Genomic DNA, 22932 nt, shown 5'->3' with positions numbered 1-22932 from the left:
TTAAAGCAGGAAAACCTATATTCTCTCTCCCATCACTAACCAGCTCTTCTATCCCGCTGCCTTCTCATCCAATGCGGACGGTCGTCCAGGTCTTTAGGCTCTACCGCCGAGACGCGAAGGCCGACGACTCCGGGGTGCTTGCGTAGCTTATGGATCAACGGCCAGCTCGGTGGCAAACGTAGACTTTCTGAAACGGTTGCGAGGAAGGCTCTTTCCTCCTCGGCGAGAACTGCTATGCAAACCTCGATGCCACTCTCGTCAAAGGTCAATTCATTGCGAAGGGTCGTAAGAAAGGAAGTTCCCTCTGCAGTCGGCCGGATCACCCACGAAATTTTTTTGAGGAGACGAGGCAGAGCACTCTCCAGTGACCGAACAGACATTCCATGAAGGTCGACGCCTTCGTCGCGGCGAGCCGCCCGCCCTTCGACGACGACGATGCTATTGGCCAAGATGGCATTGCGACACTTCTCAAAATTTTTGGGAAAGACAGTCACCGGAAGACTCTGGGAGCGGGTGAGTAGACTAAACTTTGCCCAGGGCTCACCGCTCTTGCGGGTCATCCGCTGTTCGAGGCCGGAGACTACACCAACCAGCCGGAAGGTTTCGTCATCGTCCAGCTGCTGGTACTCCGCCGGATCCAGGGAGAGGATGGCGTCTGCCAATAAACCGTATTCATCCAGTGGATGCCCGGAAAGATAGAAGCCCAGCAGTTCTTTTTCGTGGGTCAGCATCTCCTTGCGGCCCATAGGACTGACCGCGATCCTCGCCGTCCCATTCGTGGAAGGTTCGCCTTTCTCTGGTTCCGCCATCAGATCGAAGAGTGATTTCTGTCCCGCTTCGCGGTCCTTCCGCTCGGCTTGAGCAACGCTAAGCAGCGAATCTAGATTAGCCAACAAGCCTGCCCGCTCTTCCCCAAACGAATCAAACGTTCCGGTCCGGATCAGATTCTCCAGGGTGCGGCGGTTGACGGCCTTAAGGTCAGTGCGTGCGACAAAATCTGTGAAGTCTTTATAAGGTCCGTTTTTATCCCGCTCTTCGACAATGGTTGCGGTGGCTGCATCCCCAACTCCCTTGATGGCACTCATCCCGAAACGGATTCGCCCGGCGTCACCTGCATTTTCTCCTGGCACCGGTGTAAAATTGTGGCGAGACTCATTGATGTCCGGTCCAAGGACGGGAATTCCGAGAGAGAGTGCCTCGGTGACGTAGTGCGCTACCTTGTCGGCATTGCCCAGCTCGGCAGAGAGGAGAGCTGCCATGAACTCCACTGGAAAGTTCGCTTTCAGGTAGGCGGTCCGGTAACTGATCATCGCATAAGCCGCAGAGTGCGACTTATTGAATCCGTACTCCGCAAACTTCTCGAGGATCGCAAAAATTTCTTCCGCCTCCCGGCTGGAGATCCCGTTCGTTTTCTTGGCTCCGTCGATAAAGGCGACCTTCTGCTGCGCCATGACGTCCTTTTTCTTTTTACCCATCGCCCGGCGAAGGATGTCCGCGTTGCCAAGCGTAAACCCTGCGATGATCCTCGCTGCCTGCATTACCTGCTCCTGATAAACGAGAACCCCGTAGGTTTCCTCGACTAATTCCTTCAGCAATGGATGCGGGACGAGGATTTTAGACGGGTCTTTTTTGCCCTCGATGAACTGCGGGATGAACTGCATCGGTCCCGGTCGGTAGAGGGCAATGAGAGCGATGATTTCCTCGAACGAGCTTAGACCGATCTGGCGCGAAAGCCCCTGCATCCCATCCGATTCCAGCTGGAAGACGCCGATAGTCTTCCCGTCGTTGAGCAGATCAAAGGTCGCCTGGTCGTCTAGGGGAACCCCTTCGATGGAAAAGTCCGGCAGCTCGCGGGAGGTCCGGATAAACTCCTCGGCGTCCGCAATTACCGTGAGGTTCTTCAACCCGAGAAAGTCCATCTTAAGAAGACCGAGATCTTCGACAGGGCCTTTAGCGTACTGCGTAGTGAGATCGCCTTCCTGCAAACAGACGGGGACGAGGTCGGTCAAACGGCGGTCAGAGATGATAATTCCACAGGCATGTTTACCCGTATTGCGGACCATACCCTCGATCACCTTCCCTTGGTCCACGATCTTGCGCGCGATAGCATCAGTCTTAATCGCCTCCTGCAGCTCGGGAGACTTCTTAATCGCATCCTTCATCGTGATGCCAAGATCGTCCGGAACCATCTTCGCCAGACGATCGGCATCCTTGTATTCCACTCCGTTTACCCTCGCCAGATCCCGAACCACCATCTTTGGACCAAACTTACCGTAGGTCACGATGTTCGCTACGGAGTCCGAGCCATACTTCTCGCGCACGTAGTTCACCACTTCGTCCCTGCGCCTCATGCAGAAATCGACGTCGAAATCTGGAGGCGACACCCGCTCGAGGTTCAGCATCCGCTCGAAGAGAAGGCCGAAGCGGAGCGGATCGATATCCGTAATTTTCAGGACATAGGCGACGACGCAGCCCGCGCCCGAACCCCGGCCCGGCCCAACCGGAATCCCCCGCTGCCGCGCCCAATCAATAAAGTCCCAGACAATCAGGAAGTAGTCGGCAAACCCTGCTCCGGAAATGATCGCCAACTCGTAATCGAGCTGACGACAGACCTTTTCGGCATAGTCCTTTGCCTGACCGGGGCCCGGCACAAAACTGGCGGGATCGTCATAGTCGATTCCATAACGCTCCCTGATCCCCTTTTTGCAGAGATCATAAAGCACCTGACCATTTACCTTGAGCTCCTTCCGTTTCTCCGCAGGAAGCACCTCACCGACTTCGACCTCGTTCTGCCGATTCACCTTTTCCTGCTCTTCGACGAAGATATCGAGAATCGCGTCAAAGTCGTCTGCCTTCGTTTCGATCACGAGCGTTTCGGGTTTTTCGAAAACCGGGTAGTGATTCACTCCAAAGTGAAGCTGCAAATCCACCCGATCCGCAACTTCTAGAGTGTTGGTGAGGCTCTCTGGAATCTCTTTAAACACCTGCGCCATCTCCGCCTCGCTTTTCAAGTAGAACTGGCGTGATGGGTAGCGCATTCGGTTTTCGTCAGCGATGACCTTTCCCGTCTGGATGCAAAGCAGGGCATCATGGGTTTCCCAATCTTCTTTCCGGACATAGTGCACGTCGTTTGCGCAGACCACCTTCAGGTCGAACTCCTTCGCAATCTTAAGAAGACCGGGGATGATCCGCCGCTGCGCCGGCATGCCATGGTCCTGAATCTCAATGAAATAGTCGTCCTTGCCAAAAATATCGACGAACTCGGCGGTCGCCTCGCGGGCTTTCGCGTAATCCGAGTAAATCAGGTATTGAGAAGCCACGCCATTGATGCAGCCGGAGAGCCCGATAATTCCTTCGGAGTGTTTCGCCAACTGCTCCATGTCGGTTCGCGGACGGTAATAAGTACCTCGCGTATGGGCATCCGAGACCAGTTTCACGAGGTTCTGGTATCCCGTGAAATTTTTGGCGATGAGGGTTTTGTGGTGAATCTGATACTTCGGAAAATTCTCCGGCCCCAGCTCCTCTTCGGGCACATCGACCATGTCATCCGACCGCTTTCGCTCCCGTTTGGGTCGTTCGTCCATGGTATGGTCATGAACAAGGTAAATCTCGCAGCCGATCAGCGGCTTGACCCCGACTTTGGTCATCTGCCGGTAGAATTCGATCGCCCCAAACAGGTTGCCGTGGTCGGTCATGGCGATTGCTGGCATATTCAACTCCGCCGCCCGTGCGGCAAGAGAGTCTATCCGACAGCAACCATCGAGGAGACTTCGGTCGGTATGGACGTGCAAATGGACAAAAGGATTCTGCACGTCGGACATGGTTTTGAGATTCGGGGCAAAGATTCACCCGTGCAAGAACTGATCGTGAAAAATGCTGTCGAGGGACGGAAACGGTCGATTCGGTTTCTCGGACCAACTGCCGAAACGGATCCGCCAAGAAACAAATCGTCGTCGAAATTCCTCCACAGGGAGCCTCTGTGCGGAGCGGCGACTTCAGTCGCCGAAGGACCCAATTGAGGTGTGGGAAGAACCTAATCAATCAGTTCCCAGTCCAAGCCCGCATATCGGGAAAAACCCTTATCGAAGGTAGACAGCCGGTATTCCCCCGCCGATGCAAAGGCCGCAAGGTAAGCATCGGTCTCGGCACACTGGCCTGCAGGCAAGGAACTAGTGGTTTCACGCCAGACAACCTCCAAGCGACTGGGCTCGGGGACTGAAAAAAACCTGCCGTCCTCCATTAGCACCGACCATCCTTTCCAGAAATCTGCGGGTGCGAGAACATCCTCTCCCATAATCGAGGGACGAGTAAGAATCCGCAAAACCCCCATCTGAACGATCCGCGCAATGGCTACTGAATCATTCGATTCGCGATTCCCGAGCCAAGCCGTCGCCTCCTCCGAAAAAAGATGGCGTTCGTGGAGAAGGGCCAGAAGGACGTTTACGTCAACGAGTGAGACCGTCTTGGCTTTCATCTTCCTCGCGTTCGGCTTCCCGGACCACTTCCGGTGTCAGAAGGCCCTTTGCCTTTGACTGGAAAATGGGGAACTGCGCCCGACGAACCGGATGCTCCGGTGTGTGGATCAATTCCCGGTTCAAGGCTCTGACCACTATTTCGCGTAAAGTGATGCCCCGCTCAACCGCAGCAATCTTCGCCTTACGGAAGGTTTCATCTGGGATATCCAAGGTGGTTCTCATAAAACCATAAAAACATATTTATTATATCAGCGCAATCATTATCTCTTCGTCTACTCATTGGAGACCTCCCAATCCGAGCCGTCGCAGAAATCGCTGTCGCAATTCCTCCGCTGGTAGCCTCTGTGCTGAACGGCGATTTCAGTCGCCGATGCGTTTCTGCAATCCAACAACTAACCTCTCCATCTCCAAAAATCCGGCCTCCTCCAAAACTTCACGCAACAACCGTAGTGCCTCCGGAATTTTCTCCCGGAAAAACGCTACTTCCCCACCGATTCCAAACCTACCAAATGCCCCAAGCGCCTGCATCAGTCGTTGCGCGCTGGCGGAGAGATAGGCACTCCGCACCTCCTTGGGGTCTTTCTCAGACCTCCGGCAGTAGTAACAGTAGTGGTCCTCCCGTTCCTCGCGGGGCAGACCGACGTAGGGGTCGAAAAGAAGACTCCCAAGATCGTAAAAGCAATTCCCCAGCCGGATCCCCTGATAATCTACGATTCGGATTTCCTCTTTCGCATCGATCATCAAGTTTTTGCTCTGATAATCCCGATGAACCCAAGACTGGTGATTTTCGAGAAGAATCCTACTCAGATGATCTCCCTCCTCCTCAAGCTCTGGGTAAGGCTTCCAGTCCGAATCCACCCGCGCTACTAGCTCTTTCAGAAAGTACTGTCGCTCAAACAGGTAGAGATCAGCGTCAAATGCAGGCAAGGTCTCTGTTTCTGCCTCAAAAAACACCGTCTGCGACAGACTCTGGATGTGCAGGAGTTCGTCGATGGCTTTCCGGTAAAATGAGCGTCTTTGACCGGGACTGTCGCGCATCGAGAACAAATCCTTATCGCCCAGATCTTCGAGCCAGATCAAACCTTTGCTAGGATCATCTCGCAAGATACGGGGAACCGGAACACAAGCATCCCGGAGAGCTCTGCCTATCGGTGCAAAGAGCCCATTTTCCGCCGGTGTGGGAGGATAAGCCATCAGGATGCGGGTGCGATTCGGACGGAGGATTCGAAAAAAGCGACGCCCCGAAGCACCGGCAGGAACAGTCTCGACGCGCACCGGGCCCGGATCATCTTCGTAGGCAGTGGAATCCACCCGCGCTGCCTCTTCCTTAGTCAGTGAAGCGGCTGGGTTTTCCGGGCCCAACGGCCTTTCCAGCAAAAGAGCTGCTGAGGAGAACCCAATTTCGCGCGATGCCTCGTAAGCCTCTATCGTTCCGATATCCTGCCACTTCCCCTTCGTAACTTCGGCCACACGAATTGCGCCCGGACAGTCTGCAAGAGCTCGTCTCCAGCCCTCAACCACCGACTCCGGTTCATCCTTCTGGAGGAAGTCCATCAATCGCGATTCAACGACTGCAATTCCGAGAAATTGAAACCGCATCTCGTCACCCAGAGCAGAATCGCGGTCCACCTTGAGGAGACGCCCCATCAAATCGACCACCAAATGCTGCGCTGGCCCATTTCGCGAAGCGGCAAGAGTCGCCACAGGCCTTCCAAAATCCCGATGGGTCCGAATCAACTCATCCAGAGGAAGGTCGGTGAGAATATCGCTATTATAGATCAGGAGACTTTCGGCTTTATCGAGAAGAGGCTCGATGTTCTTTAAACCGGCTCCCGTCTCTAACCGAAGAAACTCATGAACCAGATGGACTGGCAGACCCTCCCACTCTCCATTAGGGAAAGTGCTCTCAAAAAGTCCTGGCAGATGATGGGTATTTATGATGAACCGCTTGATCCCTGCGTCGCGGCAATGCCGCATCACATGAAAGATCATCGGTTCTCCCCGGACTGGGAGAAGAGGCTTGGGAAGAGTTTCCGTCAGAGGCCTTAGACGCGACCCGAGTCCAGCAGAGGGCAAAAAGGCCGTTCGGATCACCTAGAGCGAACTAGATTTGGAAGTCTTGCCCACCCGTCAACTCGTGCAGGCCACACTCCCTTTTCCTGCCACCGAACCGGGTAGCTTCCTCGGAAAGTCCTTCAGTCAACTTTGCCGAACTATGCCAGTCCCCTACCGTGGCATATCCCTGCTCCCAGAGTGGATGGTAAGGGAGATCGTGCTCAGTGAGGTATTGATAGATATCCCGATCCGTCCAATCGAGGATCGGATAGATTTTGTAGGTCTTATTCTGAAGCTCGACAAAAGAACGCTTGCTCCGATCTTCACTTTGGGCACGACGGAGGCCTGAGATCCAAGCACTAGCCCCGAGCTCGCGAAGCGCCCGATTCATCGGTTCAATTTTAGTATCTTTATTATAGGCGTCTAAATCATCAAGGCTTCCCTCCCAACGCTTCCCAAATAGGGCTTCCTGCTGGGCAGCCGTAGCAACCGGTGTGTAGGTGCGCAGGTCCAGATCCAGTTCTCTGGTCAACCGATCTGCGAACCGGTAGGTTTCCGGGAAAAGGTATCCCGTATCCACAAAAACGACCGGGACCTTCGGCACCCGTGTCCCGACCATGTGAAGCAAGACTGCTGATTGAACGCCGAAACTAGTCGAGAGAATGACTTCCCCCGGAAACTGGGCAACCGCCCAGTCAACCCGCTCTTCGGCCGACAGGTCTGCCAAATCCAAGCCCGTGCTTTCAAGTAGAAGTTCATTCATGGTCGGGAGGAGGATGCAGCAGAATCACCTAAGATCAACCTTCGTGTGAGTGCCAAAGGACGTCTCCCAGCACTGCCCACGACGTTCACCAGCCAGAGGGGAATATTCGAAAACGGTTGGCATGGCACGTGCTCAACCGTCTCCCGTTCGAAAAAAATCCGGACCGGTCCAGGTCGCACGCTTGGATTCGCATCTTCTACCAAACTATCCAAACCATAGATATGAAAAACAAACTCAAGAAACTAGGACTCTCCTGGATGTCTGTCGCGCTGTTTGCGGGCATCGCTGGGTTCGCCGGGGTGGTATCCGCTCAGGACGAAGACTCGGTTGAGACCGCCATTGAGGCGACAGCAGAGGGAATTCCTTTCGAAGATGGATATGCCGCGTTTTTGGAAACCGGAGACGCTACCTCTTTCTTCACAATCAGTAACCTGTGGCTACTACTTGCTGCTGCCCTCGTGTTTGTAATGCACCTAGGCTTCGCAACTCTGGAGTCGGGACTTACCCAGTCGAAGAACACAGTGAACGTTTTGTTCAAAAACGTGTTCATCATCACGATGGGTATTCTCACCTACGCATTTTATGGCTTCAATGCCATGTATCCTGCGGAGTGGACCGCCGAAGGCATTTTCGCATTTGGATCGTGGTTCGACTCTGACGGCGCAACCGTCGGGCTAATGACTGCAGAATATAACAGCTACACATGGTATACCGACTTTATCTTCCAGGCGATGTTTGCTGCAACCGCCGCGACCATCGTTTCCGGTGCAGTTGCTGAACGTGTCAAGCTTCCAAGCTTCATGATCTTTGCAACGCTTCTCGTGTGCTTTGCCTACCCAGTCACCGGTTCGTGGCAGTGGGGCGGAGGATGGCTCGCAGAGCGGGGCTTCTACGATTTCGCAGGTTCGTCCCTCGTTCACGGCTTTGGTGGTTTCGCCGCACTTGGCTGTGTGATCATTCTCGGCGCCCGCCGTGGAAAGTATGTGGACGGTAAGATCAAACCGATCCTTCCCCACAGCGTTCCGCTGGCAACGATAGGGGTCTTCCTCCTCTTCCTCGGGTGGTTCGGATTCAACGGAGGTTCGGTTCTGAATGCTGATCCATATCTCGTGTCTTTGGTGTTTGTGACCACAGCACTCTCCGCCGCCGCTGGAGCTATCGGAGCTATCTTCCTGTCATGGGTTCTCCTACGGAAGCCTGACATCACGATGGCACTCAACGGCATCTTGGCCGGACTAGTCGGTATCACAGCTGGTGCAGACTCAATTATGCCAGCCCAGTCAATCATCGTCGGGTTTATCTCCGGGCTCATCGTTGTCGTCTCCATTATCATCTTCGACAAAATCAAGGTGGACGACCCCGTTGGCGCGATCTCTGTCCACGGAGTCTGCGGTATCTTCGGAACGCTCGCCGTTGCACTTTTCAGCACAGCGGCTCCGTTCGGGATCCAGCTGATTGGAACTCTCTCGATCTGCGCCTTTGCGTTCGTCGTCTCGGTGATCGTTTTCGGCATTCTGAAGTTCACCATTGGTGTCAGAGTTTCCGCAGAGGAAGAAGAAGTCGGACTGGACATCGGCGAACACGGGCAGGATTCCTACGCAATCAAGCCTGGCTCACTAGTTCCTTGATCTGACGTCCTGAAACCATCATCCTAAGTATAAGGAAAAATCTATGAAACTCATCAAAGCCATCATCAAGCCCTTCAAACTGGAAGAGGTGAAGGAAGCTCTGGCCGAAATCGGCATCGAAGGCATGACCGTGACTGAAGTGAAAGGCTTTGGTCGTCAGAAGGGTCACACTGAAATCTATCGCGGTAGCGAGTATACAGTGGACTTCCTTCCCAAGGTTGAGCTCGAGGTAGCAGTAGCCGAGGAACTCGCACCCAAGACGGTCGAAACCATCGTCAAGGCAGCCAAAACCGGTAAGATCGGTGACGGTAAAGTCTTCGTCATACCGATCGAAGAGTGCGTTCGGATCCGAACTGACGAGACCGGCGAAGCTGCTCTCTAGGTCCTGACCAGTTACTTGAATTCAGGCGCCTCCCGGGACACTCCGGGAGGCGCTTCTTTTTATTTCACGATAGTCCGCGGGTTCATTCGGAGCCAACAATTCGTATCCGAACCGGATCGAGGTCTGGATTCCCCAGATCAAGGCTCTCTCCATAGCGGAAAAAGAGAGGCTCGGGAGTGATCGGCTCGAAATTGCGATTGAGGCGACTAGCGTTTAGAGCGGCCAGCGCGTAGCGGTCGAGCAGAAGCGGGTCGCTGCTGAGGAGCAGCTCCGGCCGTGACTCTGTGTAGTGTTCGTTGTACCGGGGACCTCCAATAAACTGAAACTTCTCCAGACTGAGAAGGGAGAAGAGCCATGTGCGCTGGAGCTCTGGGATCGCGGCGATCTCGACTGCAGAACTGGCGGCGCTTACCGGTCGCGTAAAGAAGCGCGATTGATTGCTGACCGCCCAGACTCCAGCATTTGCCAACGCACCACTGATTCCCAGAATTGGATGCTCGACGGCTACCGGCAGATTGATCCAAAAATCCAGGTCGAATAGGAGCGGTGTTGGAAGAAAGCTTTTGCGATCCTCATCTCCCTCCAAAAGTTCGCGACTTGCTTCCGTTTCCCCTACGCCGAGAAGAGGATCGGGCGGCAAAGGGCTTTCATAAAACCAATCGGCTAGATGCTTTGAAGGATCGTCGAGAGCGATCACAGGGATTCCCTGAAAGAGATCCCCACCCTCGCTCAGCGGCGGCAAGTAACCAGCCGCTCGCAAACGCCTTCTATCAAGGTCGGCAATCGCCAAATTCTCCCTCAGAAATCCCCGATCTTCCAAAGCTTCTGCGAGTGCGAGAACCAACCCCTGAGGCGTGCGGAGTCCAAGCCCAGAATTCGTGTATACTTTCATGACTACTTTTCCAGTTGGACCCGGCTGTATGGGTCCATAGGCCTCCTCCCATTCCGCAAGAAGGAGCGGAACCGCGGTTTGGTAATCCAGCTTCTGGGAGTCCTCTTCGCCCACGTAAAGAAAAGCCTCCTCTGAGACGGAAAGTGTGGAGGATAGTGAAACCGGGACCGAAGCAACTGTTAGAGCGCTGCAAAGAACAGCTTTGCCTATCGAAATCACAACACACCGGTAGCAAGCCCAATCAATTCTGTCGATAGCAGGGATTCGAGAACCGATTGTCTTTCACGAAGGCAAGCCCTCCCTTTTAAAAACAATCTCACCCCGCGTGAAGCTTGCAAAGCCTCGGGAAGCGTCCAAGCATAGCCCACCATGTCGCCGAATTCCCGCACCACCCTTTCTCTGTGGATCGGTTTGTGCCTCTTTCTGGGCGGCTGTGCTGATCCTGAAGCTCAGTTCCTTCGAAGCGTCGAAAACGCTCAAACCCTGATCGATCAAGGAAGTTACGAAGAGGCTATTGAAATCCTCAATCAACTGAACCTCGATTTCCCTGACCGCGGGGTTGTTTTATTCGAGATCGGCCGAGCTTACGAGGGCGCGGAAAACGGATTCTTCGCAGCCCTTTTCTACGAGCAGGCTGGACAGACCGATCCGCAATTTGCGGAAGCCCTTTACCCCGCAGCCGTTTTTTTTGTTGCAGAGGGTGAAGCGGAACGGGCACTCCGCGTCCTGAATGAGTATCTCGAGTTGTATCCAGATGACGAAGACGCTTGGCGTTTGTCTGCCGATCTGCTTGCGCAAGCCAATCGATTCCAGTCCGCTCTCAGTGCCCACTTGCGGGCAGAAGGACTAGACGGGCCCTCGCGTAATCCCGAGTTCGCGGCTTCGGTCGGAGAACTTTACTGGGAGGCCGGTAACGCAGCACAAGCTGAAATTTATTTCGAAACCGCACTCGAAGAATCTCCCGAAGATCGTTTCCGCGCCTTAATGGGATTACTACTCGTCACCTACAGCAGCGAAGATTACGAATCGGCAGAAGAAATTCTCAACACTCTCGATGAAGAGTTTCCCGGTGCTGTCGAAGCGAGCCGCGTTGCCGCCGCAAGGGAGCAAATTCTTCTGTGGCGAGCGACTCAGGATGCCCTCGCAGAACAAATCGCTATGCTGGAAAACCGTGCTGATCCAATCTTGGACGAGGCAAATGATTCAACTGATCTTGGAGAAGCTGGGGATCTTTCGGACGAGGCTGGCGAGGCGACCCAGGGAAGAGAATCAGGAGAAGACATGTCTGTCTCTGAGAAAGATGGAGAAGAACTAGTCGGTAACCAGCTTCTCGGAAAATTGTTGGCGATTGATCCGGTTGAAACATTCCTTCCAGAAGTTGATCCGCTTCCTCCTCCTCCGCCGCCACCACCGACAACGGCGGAAAAAGCTTTCGAAGCACGTCAAGCCGGAGTTCTAGAGGAAGCGATCCAGCTCTTTTGGATGGCTGTCCAAGAAGACTCTGAAGACGCAGAGCTTTGGGCAGAATTGTCAGCTACTTACCTGATGGCCAATCAGCCAGAGAATGCAGAGATTACCATTCTGGAAGCCCGGAGACGCGATCCAGATAGCTTGCAGTTCATTCTCTCCTATTTGGACGTCATCCAAAAATCCCGTTCGCGAGCCCGCTTTGTTGAAGAATTGGAGAACGCCTACCAACAGATTCCGAACAGTCCCGACATTGTCCTTTCACTCGCTAGGGTTTACGCCCAACCGGGAGGGAACCAAATGAATGCGGCCTATTTCTACAACGAATTCATCGAAATGGCTCCCGACCACCCAGAGGTTCCGGCCGCCCGCCGCGAGCTCAACGCCCTCCCCTAAACACCCGCATCATGCCGGTGATCGCGAGACACACGATCGACGAGGTGCGTCGACGGGCCAACTTGGTTGAAATTGCCGGACGCTACACAGCGCTGAAGCGAGCGGGTCGGGAATACAAAGGGTTGAGCCCCTTCACCGAGGAGAAAACCCCTTCCTTTTTTGTGAATCCGGAAAAGAACGTCTTCTACTGCTACAGCACCCAAGAGGCAGGAGACGTCTTTGGATTTGTGCAAAGACTCGAGAACCTGAACTTTCAGGAAGCGGTCGAGCACCTTGCTGAAAAAGCTGGAGTGGTGGTGGAATACGAAGCCGGAGGGCCAAGTCGCCGTGAAATGTCGATGCGCAAACAGCTTTTCGAGATCAATGCGCAGGCAGCGGCCTATTTCGCATTGCAATTCTCCGCCAACAACGATGCCGGCAAGGCAATTCGGCATTACTGGTCAGAGGAGCGGCAGTTTCGGCTCGAAACCGCGACCGATGTCGGGATTGGCCTAGCACCTACCGATCCAGAGAGTTTAATCGATGCGCTCCGAAAAAAAGGATTTGCCGAAGAGGTCCTCGATGCGTCGGGACTCTTCTACGACCGCCATGGCCCAAAGGCTCGTTTCTTCCCCCGATTCAGAGGGCGCCTAATGGTACCCGTCCGAGACATTCAGGACCGCGTCATAGGGTTCACCGCAAGGGTAACGCCGCTGCTCCCAAGCGATGATCGCACCGCGGATGCCAAGTATGTGAACTCTCCGGAAACACCTCTTTTCCAAAAACGGCGAATCGTTTTCGGGTTGGACCGAGCTGGATCCGTCGTGAGGGGCAGTGGCCAGTTTCTTCTGATGGAAGGGCAACTGGATGTCATCCGGTGCTGGGAAAACGGTGTCCGAGAGGCAATTGCTTTGCAGGGCACCGCAGCAGGAGAGGAACAGTTCCTTCTCCTCAAACGATTCTCTAACCGGGTAAATGTCCTTTTGGACGGAGACCGAGCTGGACGAGGTGCGGCTTACAAGCTTCTCCCTATCGGTTTCAGAACGGGTGTAGACTTGCAGTTCTCTCCTCTTCCCGAAGGCTCCGACCCCGATGACCTACTCCGCAAAGAAGGCCCTCAAGCTCTAGAAGCCATCCGAGAAAAAACCTATTCACCCATCCAATTCGCCCTGAGTCACGTTGCACCCAATCAAGGTCATATGGATGTATCCGCGAGAACCGCTGCGCTCGAAGAGATCTTCGGCCTTCTCCGGTTGCTTGAGTCAGAAGTGACGAGACGTGACTACCTTGACGAAGTCGCAAAGTATTTTCGAACGGACGCACAAGCAGTATCCAATGATTATGAACGGTTTACGCAAAAAGCGTATACTCCATTGGCCCGCGCAGAAGAAGGAAAGGCTCCCCCCTCTGATCTTCGGTTGACAGGGGACGTGGAGGTGCTACTGTTTCTGGCTTTGCAATTTCCAAATATCCGTGTTTTACTTACGCAAATATCTATCTGTGAATGGATTACAGAAGATTCAAGAGAGGCAAAAATCTTGCGTCGTCTTGCTTCTGAACTGTTCGAAGGCTCTTTCGAGACAATCGAAAGGTTTAAAGATGACTGTGAGGAAGACGAAGAACGAACGGTTATCGCACGACTTCTGGTCCATCCAGAGGAGCTGGAAGCACCAGAAAAACTCGCTCAGGACGCTTTCAACGGACTCGTCCGGAAGTTTGCCACTGCGGAGATTGCCCGTCTTGTAGACATCATCAACTCCCTCCCTGTCGGTGCTTCAGAAATACAAGCTTTGCAAGCCCGCAGGAGAGACCTCAGAAAACTCAGCCAACATCCACCTTCCCTCGCCACCACGCCCGATTAAACCTGATGCCAGCGAAAGCTTCACAAAAAAAGAGCGCTAAAAAAACGGCCGCCACTAAAAAGACTGCCAAAAAAGCGGCTTCGAAAAAAGTAGTCAAAAAAGCGACTGCCAAAAAAGCGGCGACTAAATCGAAAGCGGCCACCAAAGCTATCTCCAAAAAAGCGCCTAGCCCCAAAAAGGCCACGAAGGGCTCGGTCAAAACTACATCCCGAAAAGTAGTAGCAGCCAAAAAAGCGGCTAAAAAGGTCGACCTGGCCAAATCTGCCCGGGAAGCAGAGGTGTCTGCAGCCGTCAAGGAGATGAAAAAGCAAAGCGCCTCCGGCAACATTGATCCGACTGAGAAGGGTGAACTCAATGACCGGATTCGCGAGTTAATCGGCAAGGGAAGAAGCCAAGGTTACCTCACCTACAAGAACTTGAATGAGGGACTTCCGGAAAGCCTGAACAACCCGGAAGAAATCGACAATGTGATCCAAATCCTCGCCAACCTTGAGATCGAAATTCTGGATAACGAGGAAGTTGAGAAGTTTAAGGAGAGGAAAGAAAAGAACGAAACGACTGAGGCCCGCGAATCACAATACGACATTCTTGACGACCCGGTTCGTATGTATCTCAAGCAGATGGGGCAGGTGCCGCTGCTCACCCGCGAAGAGGAAGTTGCCATTTCGAAACGAATTGAGAACGCCGAGCAGAAAGCACAGGAACTTCTTTTCGCTACCGGGCTTTCCAACTCTTTCCAGATTCGTCTTGCCGAGAGGCTCCTTTCCCGGGAAGAGCGATTCGACCAAATCGTGCTGGATAAACGAATCGATAGCCGTGAGAACTATTTCAAAGGCCTACCCAACTGGATCGAGAAAGCGAAGAATTTGGACAACAAGCTCGACCGCTCCTGGGTTGACTCGTTCACCGGAAGCACCCCGGCAAACTGCAAACGTGCCCGCACCCGCTTCAAAAAATATCTGGCCGAGCTAAAACCGTTTCATCGGAAATTCTGCTTCAAACTGAAGGTATTTGAAGAGTTTCTCAAAGACATCGAACCAGCTGTTCGCGAAGCAGAAGATCTGATCGAGAGCATTGAAGTCGCTGAAAGATCTACGATCCGCAGAAAGAAGGCTGTCGATTTCAGCAAGGTAGAAAAACGGCTGGACGAGATCTCAAGAGAGCGCCGAATTGAGGCTCGCGATCTTGTGACCGAGATTTCGGCCGTCCGAAAAGCTGTCCGCGAAGCACACAAAGCGAAAACCGAGATGGTCGAGGCGAACCTCAGACTCGTCATCAGCATAGCGAAAAAATATACCAATCGGGGCCTCTCCTTTCTGGACTTAATTCAGGAAGGCAACATGGGCCTGATGAAAGCCGTTGAGAAATTCGAGTATCGCCGCGGTTACAAGTTTTCGACCTACGCGACGTGGTGGATTCGTCAGGCAATCACGCGGTCAATCGCTGACCAGGCGAGGACTATCCGAATCCCGGTCCATATGATCGAGACTCTGAACAAAGTGCTGCAGATTCAAAAGCTCCTCCTCCAGGACCTTGGGCACGAACCGACTCCTGAGGAAGTGGCTTCAGAAATGAATATGCCCGTAGAAAAGGTGAGCCAAATTCTGAAGATGGCTCAGCAACCCGTCAGTCTTCAAAGCCCGGTCGGGGACTCTGACGATACAAATTTCGGGGATTTCATTGAAGATAAAACGGCGGAGAATCCTTATGACCAGACCGCTTACTCACTCCTCCGCGAGAAAATCGTCGATGTGCTCGACAGTTTGAGCGAGCGGGAGAAAAAGGTCCTATCACTACGCTTTGGATTGGTCGATGGCTACAGCCGCACTCTGGAGGAAGTGGGACGCCAGTTCGAGGTGACCCGAGAGCGGATTCGTCAGATCGAGGCCAAAGCGCTGAGAAAGATGCGGCATCCGACCCGAATCCGTCAGCTCCACGGATTCTTCGATTCCGATCAGGCTCAGGAAGGATCGGGCACGAACGAGTTTATGGTGGGAGCCGAACAAGACGCCCGCGGGCAATGATCCGAAAAGATCGAATCCTGCGGACTCTCCGATCCGGCTCGATTCTACTCGGCCTCTCGGTGATTCTTGCAGGATGTTTCGGACGTGGTGACTCCCCAGAGTCGGCTGAACCTGAACCATTGGGAATCAACTCGGCGGGTTTACAGTTCAATCCAAACGTTAGAATCGGGGAAGTAATCTGGCTCAACGAACGGCAAGACTTTGCCGTCGTGCGAATGGACGCTCCCCGCCCTGCCTTCGAGCCGGCTTTTCTTTTGGCCCTCGATCCTACTGGAACTCAATTGAACGGCGTTCTGATCGGCGGTGGCGAAATTGAAGGTCGTTCCTTCGGAGCACGGGTCGTAGAAGGCTCGATTCCCTTGAACGCGGAAGTGCGTATCCCAGGCCCTGAATGGACCGAGTATCTCTTCAATCGCTACAACCAAGCGGAGAGGCTCCCCCCGCAATAACCCCCCCTGGGCATTCTACGTTGATCCGGGAGCGCCACGTTTGGAGTGATACCGAATCAGCTCCTTCGAAAGTCTAAAAAAAGGAGAAATTTAGCTTGCGAAACCTTCCTTCTTCCTACTTCATGAGAATGAGTCTCACAAATATTCATTTCGAGCTATGCCAAATGTAAACCTAATTACCCGGACGGTTGTTCAAACAGCCAATCTGGGCCACTGCACGAAAATGGGTGCTCGTTATTTCGCTTTGGGAGGGAATACCACCCACCGGGAGGGGGAAGCAGCTTAGTATCAGTTGCCAACCGAAGGCTCTCCGGCGATGGACTCAGGGGTGTGACTGTTGTCGGAGCCTTCTCCCGGGAATCCTCTTTCCGCTCTGCGGAAAGGGGATTTTTTTTTAATCTCCTTCCAAAGCGCTCAGGACAATACCCGGGGTGAGGGTTTCAGGAAGAACGGCAGGCTCGGTCTCTCCAGGGAGGTAGACCACATTGACCGGGACCGCTGCTTTCCCCAGCTCCGCTAACCGCCGAGTGATCGCCGGATCTTCGTTCGTCCAATCCGCAGTTACCAAGGCAACGTTGTTGTCGGCTATAAAGTTGAGAACCTCGCTTGAGGAAAACACCACAGCCTTGTTGACTTGGCAGGTCGCGCACCAGCGGGCGGTGAAATCGACATAGATGATCCGTTCTTCTTCACGCAGTGCTTCAATTTTCTCCGGTGACCACGTCAACCACTCGATCTTACTTTCACGCGGGTAGCCGTAAGCAGCGGCACCCGCAAGGAGAAGGAGAGAGACTACCCATCCAACTCGTTTTGTCGTAGCGCTCTTGTGTGGAGCCCCGTACCTCCCGTAGACCCAGGCAGCCAAGGCCAAAACGGTGAAGGACAACAAAATGCGAAGAAATACGGATCCCTCTACCTGACCTGCTAGCACGTAGATCAGCCAACCCACTGTCGCATACAATGGGAACGCCATTAACTGCTTGAACGATTCCATCCAAGCACCGGGTTTGGGCAGTTTCTTAAGCAGGCTGGGGAAAAGACTGAGCACCAGGTAAGGCGCCGCAAGACCCAGAGCGATGAACGTGAACGTCAGAAACGATTCCAAGGCCGGTAAAGTCAATGCTCCCGCAAGGGCTGTCGCCAAGAACGGGGCCGAACAAGGAGTCGCTACGACAGTCGCAAGCACCCCGGAAAAGAACGACCCGAGAGGACCCTCTCCTTTCTCTGCTCTTGCACCAGCAGCCGCGATTTTAAACCCGACCTCAAAGACTCCACTCAGATTCAAGGCAAACAGCAGGAGAAACGCGGCCATTCCAAAAACAAAAACCGGGCTCTGGAGCTGGAAACCCCAACCAAGTTCGGCACCACTGGCTCGTAAACCAATCAGCACTCCTGCAAGGACCCAAAACGAAACCAGCACTCCCACCGTGAAAAGCAGCCCGTGGCCAACGATCTTGTTCCGATCACTCCCCGCTTTCTCGACAAAGCCCATGATCTTCAGTCCCAGGACAGGAAAGACACAGGGCATCAGATTGAGAATGGCTCCACCAACAAATGCTACAAGAAGCAATCCTCCTAAACCGCTTCCACCACCTGTGGAACCCGTCGTTCCCGTGGCAAGAATCCGGTCTTCCGAGGCTACCGCTAAAACCGAGAGGGCTTTCAAGCCGTCCAGTTCTTCCCATCCGGACTCCTTCACCATCACGAGCTCGGCCGTTTCAGGAATCGCCGAAGCATAGGGAGACTTTTCAAAATTCCCGACTAAACGATTGTCATCGAGAAACCATGAGAACGCTCCACCGGGAGCGATAAACGGATCGACCGGGTATAACTGAAGGCCTTCGATCTCCTCATCGGCCACATCGACTCCCGTAACGACCACTTGAATACGGTCACCCGAATGACGGACCTCTGCTGAGACCTCATCCGCCGGGGCCGGCCACCGCTCAACCGTATCTTCATAGGCCTCTTTCTCCGCCGGATCCACAATTGACTCACTCCCGACAGGAATTGAAAGAGAGAGACTTGCCTTTCCGGGAATACAAATCTCTTCGCACATCAACCAATCCGTTTCGACCTCAACAGGGAAAACGCGACCCACCTCCCAATTCTCAGGAATCGTTAAAGTAGTATACAGTGTGACGGTATCAAAATAGACATAGTCGACGAGGTGAGCGTTGCGATAGGTGACTGGATAGGGCCATTCCAACTCTCCTGCCTCTACCCCGTCTGGAAGCATCCACTCAATGTAGATCGGCAACCCTGTATCCCCTGAGTTTCTCCAATAAGTATGCCATTTCTCGTCTAGGTCATAACGAACGCCGATCGTTATTTCTTGACCGGGAGCGACCTCAGAAAACGGGGTTACGATCTGGGCCGCCACCTGCCCGTCGCGGACTTGCTCACCAACCGCGCCGAATGCCTGTGTGGCGAGCCATGCGAAAAGAAAAGAAATACAGAAAAGCTTCATTGGAATGGGATAAGGTTACGACTGGCGTCGCGACGGGTCAACTCGTGGACAGGCCAACTTCGTGGGGAGTACATATTGGGAGCGGCTACCTTAGCTGCCGACCTGGCTAAGCCGGTCGCAGTCGGGGCGCATGGCTTCGGCGGCTGAAGCCGCCGCTCCTTCTCTCCCACATCATCGCAATCCAGAAAGATTGCCCGGACATCGATTCACTTTCAGTCGAACAAGTTACTTCGCACTGCCGTCACTAGCCAAAAAACCACCTCAATCTGTCGGATTGATTTCAGCGCAAAAATCCGGCGAAATGGCGCAATGGGTGAGAATAAACAGGCGACATGGGGCGGACGGTTTACCGGCGGTCCTTCGGAACGGATGCAAGCATTCAGCGAATCCGTATCCTTTGACGCGGAGTTAGCACCCTTTGACATCGAAGGCAGCCTCGCACATGCCGCGATGCTGGCATCCGTTGGTATCCTCACCGAGGAAGAGAACGAGGCAATCGCGAAAGGCCTCAAAGACATTGGAGATGCAATTGCGCTGGGAGAGTTTGAATGGGATCCCGCTTTGGAAGATGTTCATATGAACATCGAACAGGCTCTTTCTGCCAAAGTTCCGGTAGCGGCAAAACTCCACACTGCGCGAAGCAGGAATGACCAGGTGGCTACGGACGTTAGGCTCTACCTCCGGGCCGCAGCTGACAGTCTCGACAAGTCATTTGCAACTCTACTTCACTCGCTCGTCGACGTATCCGAACAGACGGTCGATCTGCTCCTTCCCGGTTACACCCATCTTCAACGGGGCCAGCCAGTTTCGGCGGCTCACCATTTTCTCGCATACGCCGAAATGTTTGGTCGGGATCGTGAAAGGTTTTCTCTCTTCCGGGAAAGGATCAACGTCCTGCCTCTTGGCTCGGGTGCTCTGGCCGGGACAACTCTTCCGATTGATCGGGCGCATGTTGCAAAAAGTCTCGGTTTCGTGGACGAGGCCGGTTCGCCCCGGCTTTCTGCAAACAGCTTGGATGCGGTGTCCGATCGGGACGCACCTTTGGAGTTCTGCTTCCATGCGTCACTTGCCGGACTCCACCTTTCGCGGATCGCTGAGGATTTGATCCTCTGGAACAGCGCCGAATTCGGCTTTGTCAGCCTCCCGGACGCCTACACCACGGGATCAAGCCTGATGCCTCAGAAGAAAAATCCAGATGCGTTGGAACTGATCCGAGGTAAGGCCGCTCGATTACAAGGCAACCTGGCCACCCTGCAGGCAATGGTGAAAAACCTTCCGCTGACCTACAATCGCGACCTCCAGGAGGATAAGCTTCCGCTCTTTGATTCTTTCCACACGCTACAGGATTGCCTGGAAGTGCTCGCCGACTTGCTTCCGGGCATTCGATTCAACGAGAACAGGTGTGCTGAAGCCGTTGCTGATCCTCTCCTCTTGGCCACCGACCTCGCCGACTTTCTCGTAGAAAAAGGCGTTCCGTTCCGGGCCGCCCATCATCAAGTCGGTAGCCTCGTTGCGTTGTCCGAAAAAATGGAAATCCCCATCCATGAACTTCCGGAAGAAGAAGCACGAAAAGCCGCTGAAGGTTTGACGGATGGATGGCGGGAAGTCTTCGATTTGCAGAGAGCTATGGCCAAACGGTCCGGGGTAGGCATGCCCGGGCCGGAACCGGTGAGAGACCAGATTGAAAGCTGGATCCGAAGGCTAAAGGGCTAGTCGGTTCTTTGAGAGATCTTGTTTTAGTGCACTACTAGATCGATTGAAGAATCTTCAAAGGAACGGCTGCTTCAGCTGCCGACATCGGTTCCCATGATGTCACCTACTCCGGCGACTGAAGTCGCCGCTCCTTACCAAGCGCACAGCTAAGTCAGCTTCGCGATCAGTTCCTTGGATTGCCCTGTAATTTCGAAAATGCTTCGACAGGCCAAGTCTCTTTGCGGGAACACTGGGGAATCCGGTTAAGTTGAATAGTTACCTCGTGTGGCGACAGGTCATTAACCTCCAACATGGACTTTGAGTGTTTCACTAAATCCACCATCACCCCGTTCAGACTACGGTCACCCACCTTTGACGACGAAGCCTTCCTCATATTCGGTGCTATCACAGCCTCGTAGACAAATCCAAACCCATACTCTAGGAGACAATCACGAATAGCCGAGTTTGCGCTATCTAGGAATTTAGAAAAATCCGTCACCCCGCGGCCCCGAAAGACACACGAGAGCAAAGTTGATCGGTGTGTTAGCAGAACATACTGGGAACCTCCTCCGAAAAAACAGGTCGCACCCCAATCTAAAAACTCGTTTGCCGTGGGAGGGAGTACTTGAACGGGACTTTCGTAGATCTTTTTGGCCAGCTTGGTAGTTAAGCGATAGATCATAAACTCATAGAGATGTAACCGTAGGTCTTTTTACAAAATATCCCCAGGTCGGTAGTCTCTCCACGATTTGTCCTTGTCCGACAAATACGAATCTACCTCTGCAGCAAAAGCCTTCACCTGTTCTTTCGCCTGACCGGTGAGATCCGGAGCTTTGGCGATGACTGCCTCGACGGCGACCTGATCCAACGGGAAATCCGGGTCAGAGCCGAGGCGTTTCGCAAAATCATTCTCCGTCTGTTTTCCGGAGCGCAGGTCGTTGACCGTAGCAATCGCATGTCTCTTGATTGCTTCGTGGGCTGATTCGCGTCCCGCGCCCGCGCGAACCGCCTCCATGAGCAACGTGGTGGAGCTGAGGAACGGAAAGTAGGTAGCGTTCTCACGGTCGATCACCGCTGGATAAACCTCCATCTGTCCGAGGACGGTGAGGAACGTCTCGAAGAGCCCATCAATCGCAAAGAAGGCATCCGGTAGCGCTACTCTACGCACTACCGAACAGGAAACATCTCCCTCATGCCATTGGTCGCCTGCGAGTGCGGCAGCCATCGTTTCATAGCCGCGGAGTAGCACAAGAAAGCCGTTCACGCGTTCACAGGAACGGGAATTCATCTTATGCGGCATGGCCGAAGAACCCGTTTGCCCAGGGGCAAAACCCTCAGAGGCGGTTTCGTGACCCGCCATCAAACGCAAACTTCGGGCGAGGTTGGAGGGCGCAGCAGCGACACCCACCAGTGCACTGACCACTTCATGATCTAAACTTCGTGGATAGACCTGGCCTACCGTTTTGAACCTATTCGTAAATCCAAGATGATGAACGAGGCGTTCTTCCAGCTCTTTCACCTTCGCTGAGTTCCCATCAAAAAGAGTCTGAAGATCCAGCTGCGTACCCACCGCACCCTTCAAACCTCGGACCGGATAAGCGTCCGCTACCCTTTCAAAAGAACGGATCGCTACCAGCAATTCCTCGCCATACATCGCCAGCCTTTTCCCGAAAGTAGTCGGCTGGGCAGGCACGTTATGAGTGCGCCCTGGGAAAACGAGGTCTGAAAACTCTACGGCCCGTTGCTGAATCCGGGCGAGGGTCGTACAGGCTTTCTTCCTGACCACTTCCAGGGATTGGGCTACTTGGAGCTGTTCAACATTCTCCGTTAGATCCCGGCTGGTCATCCCACGGTGGATTTCTTCAAATCCAGCGAGCGCACAAAACTCCTCGATCCTTGCCTTCACATCATGACGGGTCTCGACTTCGCGCCTCTTGATGGAATCGAGGTCTACCTGTTCAACCACCGCTTCGTAGGCTTCGATGGCTCCCTCGGATACCGGAAGCCCAAGATCTTTCTGGGCCCGCAGCACTGCTACCCAAAGCTGTCTTTCAAAAATAACTTTACCTGCAGGCGACCAGATCTCCCTCATCGCGGGTGACGCATATCGTTCGGCTAATATATTTGGAATCATGGGGAGAATATCGGTGAAAGAAACCCGAGACTACGCAAGGAATGTGAACTTCCAAGACCTAACCGTGACGACTACCGAGAGGGACAAGCTCCCAGCCTACGCCGAGGTTTCAGCGGACAGGCCGTCTCGGCCGCATAGAAAAACCACTTCGAGATCTAATCAAGATACTCCGATATGCCTACTGACCCACGGACGGGTCGGAGCCCGTCCCTCCCTTATCATGCAAACTATGCTCCCCGAAAAAACCCAATCGATTTGGAGGGA

General features: G+C 53.7%; 15 protein-coding genes. 7 read left to right on the top strand and 8 right to left on the bottom strand.

The window, feature by feature from the left end; all coding sequences use genetic code 11:
- Positions 1 to 35 precede the first annotated feature (35 nt).
- From dnaE to AAGJ81_04725, 5 genes are all read right to left on the bottom strand, one after another.
- Positions 36 to 3821 carry a DNA polymerase III subunit alpha gene (gene dnaE, locus AAGJ81_04745; GenBank protein MEM0965449.1) on the bottom strand — a complete coding sequence of 1262 codons (3786 nt, stop codon included), beginning with the start codon at positions 3819 to 3821 and terminating at the stop codon, positions 36 to 38.
- Between the two features lie 212 nt (positions 3822 to 4033).
- Positions 4034 to 4474: a TA system VapC family ribonuclease toxin gene (locus AAGJ81_04740; protein MEM0965448.1), complete on the bottom strand. Its 441-nt coding sequence runs from the start codon at positions 4472 to 4474 to the stop codon at positions 4034 to 4036.
- A complete protein-coding gene (locus AAGJ81_04735) occupies positions 4446 to 4697 on the bottom strand; it encodes a hypothetical protein (GenBank protein MEM0965447.1) in 252 nt (83 codons plus the stop codon). The genes AAGJ81_04740 and AAGJ81_04735 overlap by 29 nt, the downstream gene beginning before the upstream one ends.
- Before the next feature lie 138 nt (positions 4698 to 4835).
- Positions 4836 to 6569, bottom strand: a complete 1734-nt coding sequence (locus AAGJ81_04730) for a phosphotransferase (GenBank protein MEM0965446.1) — start codon at positions 6567 to 6569, stop codon at positions 4836 to 4838.
- Positions 6570 to 6579: 10 nt separating this feature from the next.
- Positions 6580 to 7293, bottom strand: coding sequence for a phosphoadenylyl-sulfate reductase (locus AAGJ81_04725; GenBank protein ID MEM0965445.1), 714 nt, complete (start codon positions 7291 to 7293; stop codon positions 6580 to 6582).
- 221 nt (positions 7294 to 7514) lie between these two features.
- Here AAGJ81_04725 and AAGJ81_04720 point away from each other — a divergent pair, with 221 nt between their 5' ends.
- Together AAGJ81_04720 and AAGJ81_04715 are read left to right on the top strand one after the other, a co-directional pair.
- Positions 7515 to 8921, top strand: a complete 1407-nt coding sequence (locus tag AAGJ81_04720; protein MEM0965444.1) for an ammonium transporter — start codon at positions 7515 to 7517, stop codon at positions 8919 to 8921.
- Positions 8922 to 8964: 43 nt separating this feature from the next.
- A complete protein-coding gene (locus AAGJ81_04715; protein MEM0965443.1) occupies positions 8965 to 9303 on the top strand; it encodes a P-II family nitrogen regulator in 339 nt (112 codons plus the stop codon).
- A gap of 82 nt (positions 9304 to 9385) precedes the next feature.
- Here the strand turns inward: AAGJ81_04715 and AAGJ81_04710 are convergent, their stop codons facing one another.
- On the bottom strand, positions 9386 to 10414 hold the full coding sequence (locus AAGJ81_04710) for a DUF362 domain-containing protein (protein MEM0965442.1): 1029 nt from the start codon (positions 10412 to 10414) through the stop codon (positions 9386 to 9388).
- Positions 10415 to 10564: 150 nt separating this feature from the next.
- Here AAGJ81_04710 and AAGJ81_04705 point away from each other — a divergent pair, with 150 nt between their 5' ends.
- From AAGJ81_04705 to AAGJ81_04690, 4 genes are all read left to right on the top strand, one after another.
- Positions 10565 to 12058 carry a tetratricopeptide repeat protein gene (locus tag AAGJ81_04705; GenBank protein MEM0965441.1) on the top strand — a complete coding sequence of 498 codons (1494 nt, stop codon included), beginning with the start codon at positions 10565 to 10567 and terminating at the stop codon, positions 12056 to 12058.
- A gap of 11 nt (positions 12059 to 12069) precedes the next feature.
- On the top strand, positions 12070 to 13899 hold the full coding sequence (gene dnaG / locus AAGJ81_04700) for a DNA primase (GenBank protein ID MEM0965440.1): 1830 nt from the start codon (positions 12070 to 12072) through the stop codon (positions 13897 to 13899).
- A gap of 299 nt (positions 13900 to 14198) precedes the next feature.
- The gene (gene rpoD, locus AAGJ81_04695) at positions 14199 to 15923 is read left to right on the top strand and encodes an RNA polymerase sigma factor RpoD (GenBank protein ID MEM0965439.1); all 1725 of its coding nucleotides are present in this window, start codon (positions 14199 to 14201) and stop codon (positions 15921 to 15923) included.
- A complete protein-coding gene (locus tag AAGJ81_04690; protein MEM0965438.1) occupies positions 15920 to 16372 on the top strand; it encodes a hypothetical protein in 453 nt (150 codons plus the stop codon). Before rpoD ends, AAGJ81_04690 begins: the two co-directional genes overlap by 4 nt.
- 394 nt (positions 16373 to 16766) lie before the next feature.
- On the opposite strand, the gene AAGJ81_04685 is transcribed toward AAGJ81_04690, so the two are convergent.
- Positions 16767 to 18842, bottom strand: coding sequence for a protein-disulfide reductase DsbD domain-containing protein (locus AAGJ81_04685; GenBank protein MEM0965437.1), 2076 nt, complete (start codon positions 18840 to 18842; stop codon positions 16767 to 16769).
- A gap of 309 nt (positions 18843 to 19151) precedes the next feature.
- On the opposite strand from AAGJ81_04685, the gene argH reads away from it, so the two are divergent.
- Complete coding sequence (gene argH, locus AAGJ81_04680; protein ID MEM0965436.1) at positions 19152 to 20555, top strand: argininosuccinate lyase; 1404 nt, start codon at positions 19152 to 19154, stop codon at positions 20553 to 20555.
- 691 nt (positions 20556 to 21246) lie between these two features.
- Here argH and purB read toward each other — a convergent pair.
- Complete coding sequence (purB, locus tag AAGJ81_04675) at positions 21247 to 22668, bottom strand: adenylosuccinate lyase (GenBank protein MEM0965435.1); 1422 nt, start codon at positions 22666 to 22668, stop codon at positions 21247 to 21249.
- Positions 22669 to 22932 lie beyond the last annotated feature (264 nt).

Source organism: Verrucomicrobiota bacterium (assembly GCA_038744685.1).
Lineage (GTDB): Bacteria > Verrucomicrobiota > Verrucomicrobiia > Opitutales > Puniceicoccaceae > Puniceicoccus.
This window is presented reverse-complemented; position numbering and strand designations above follow the sequence as displayed.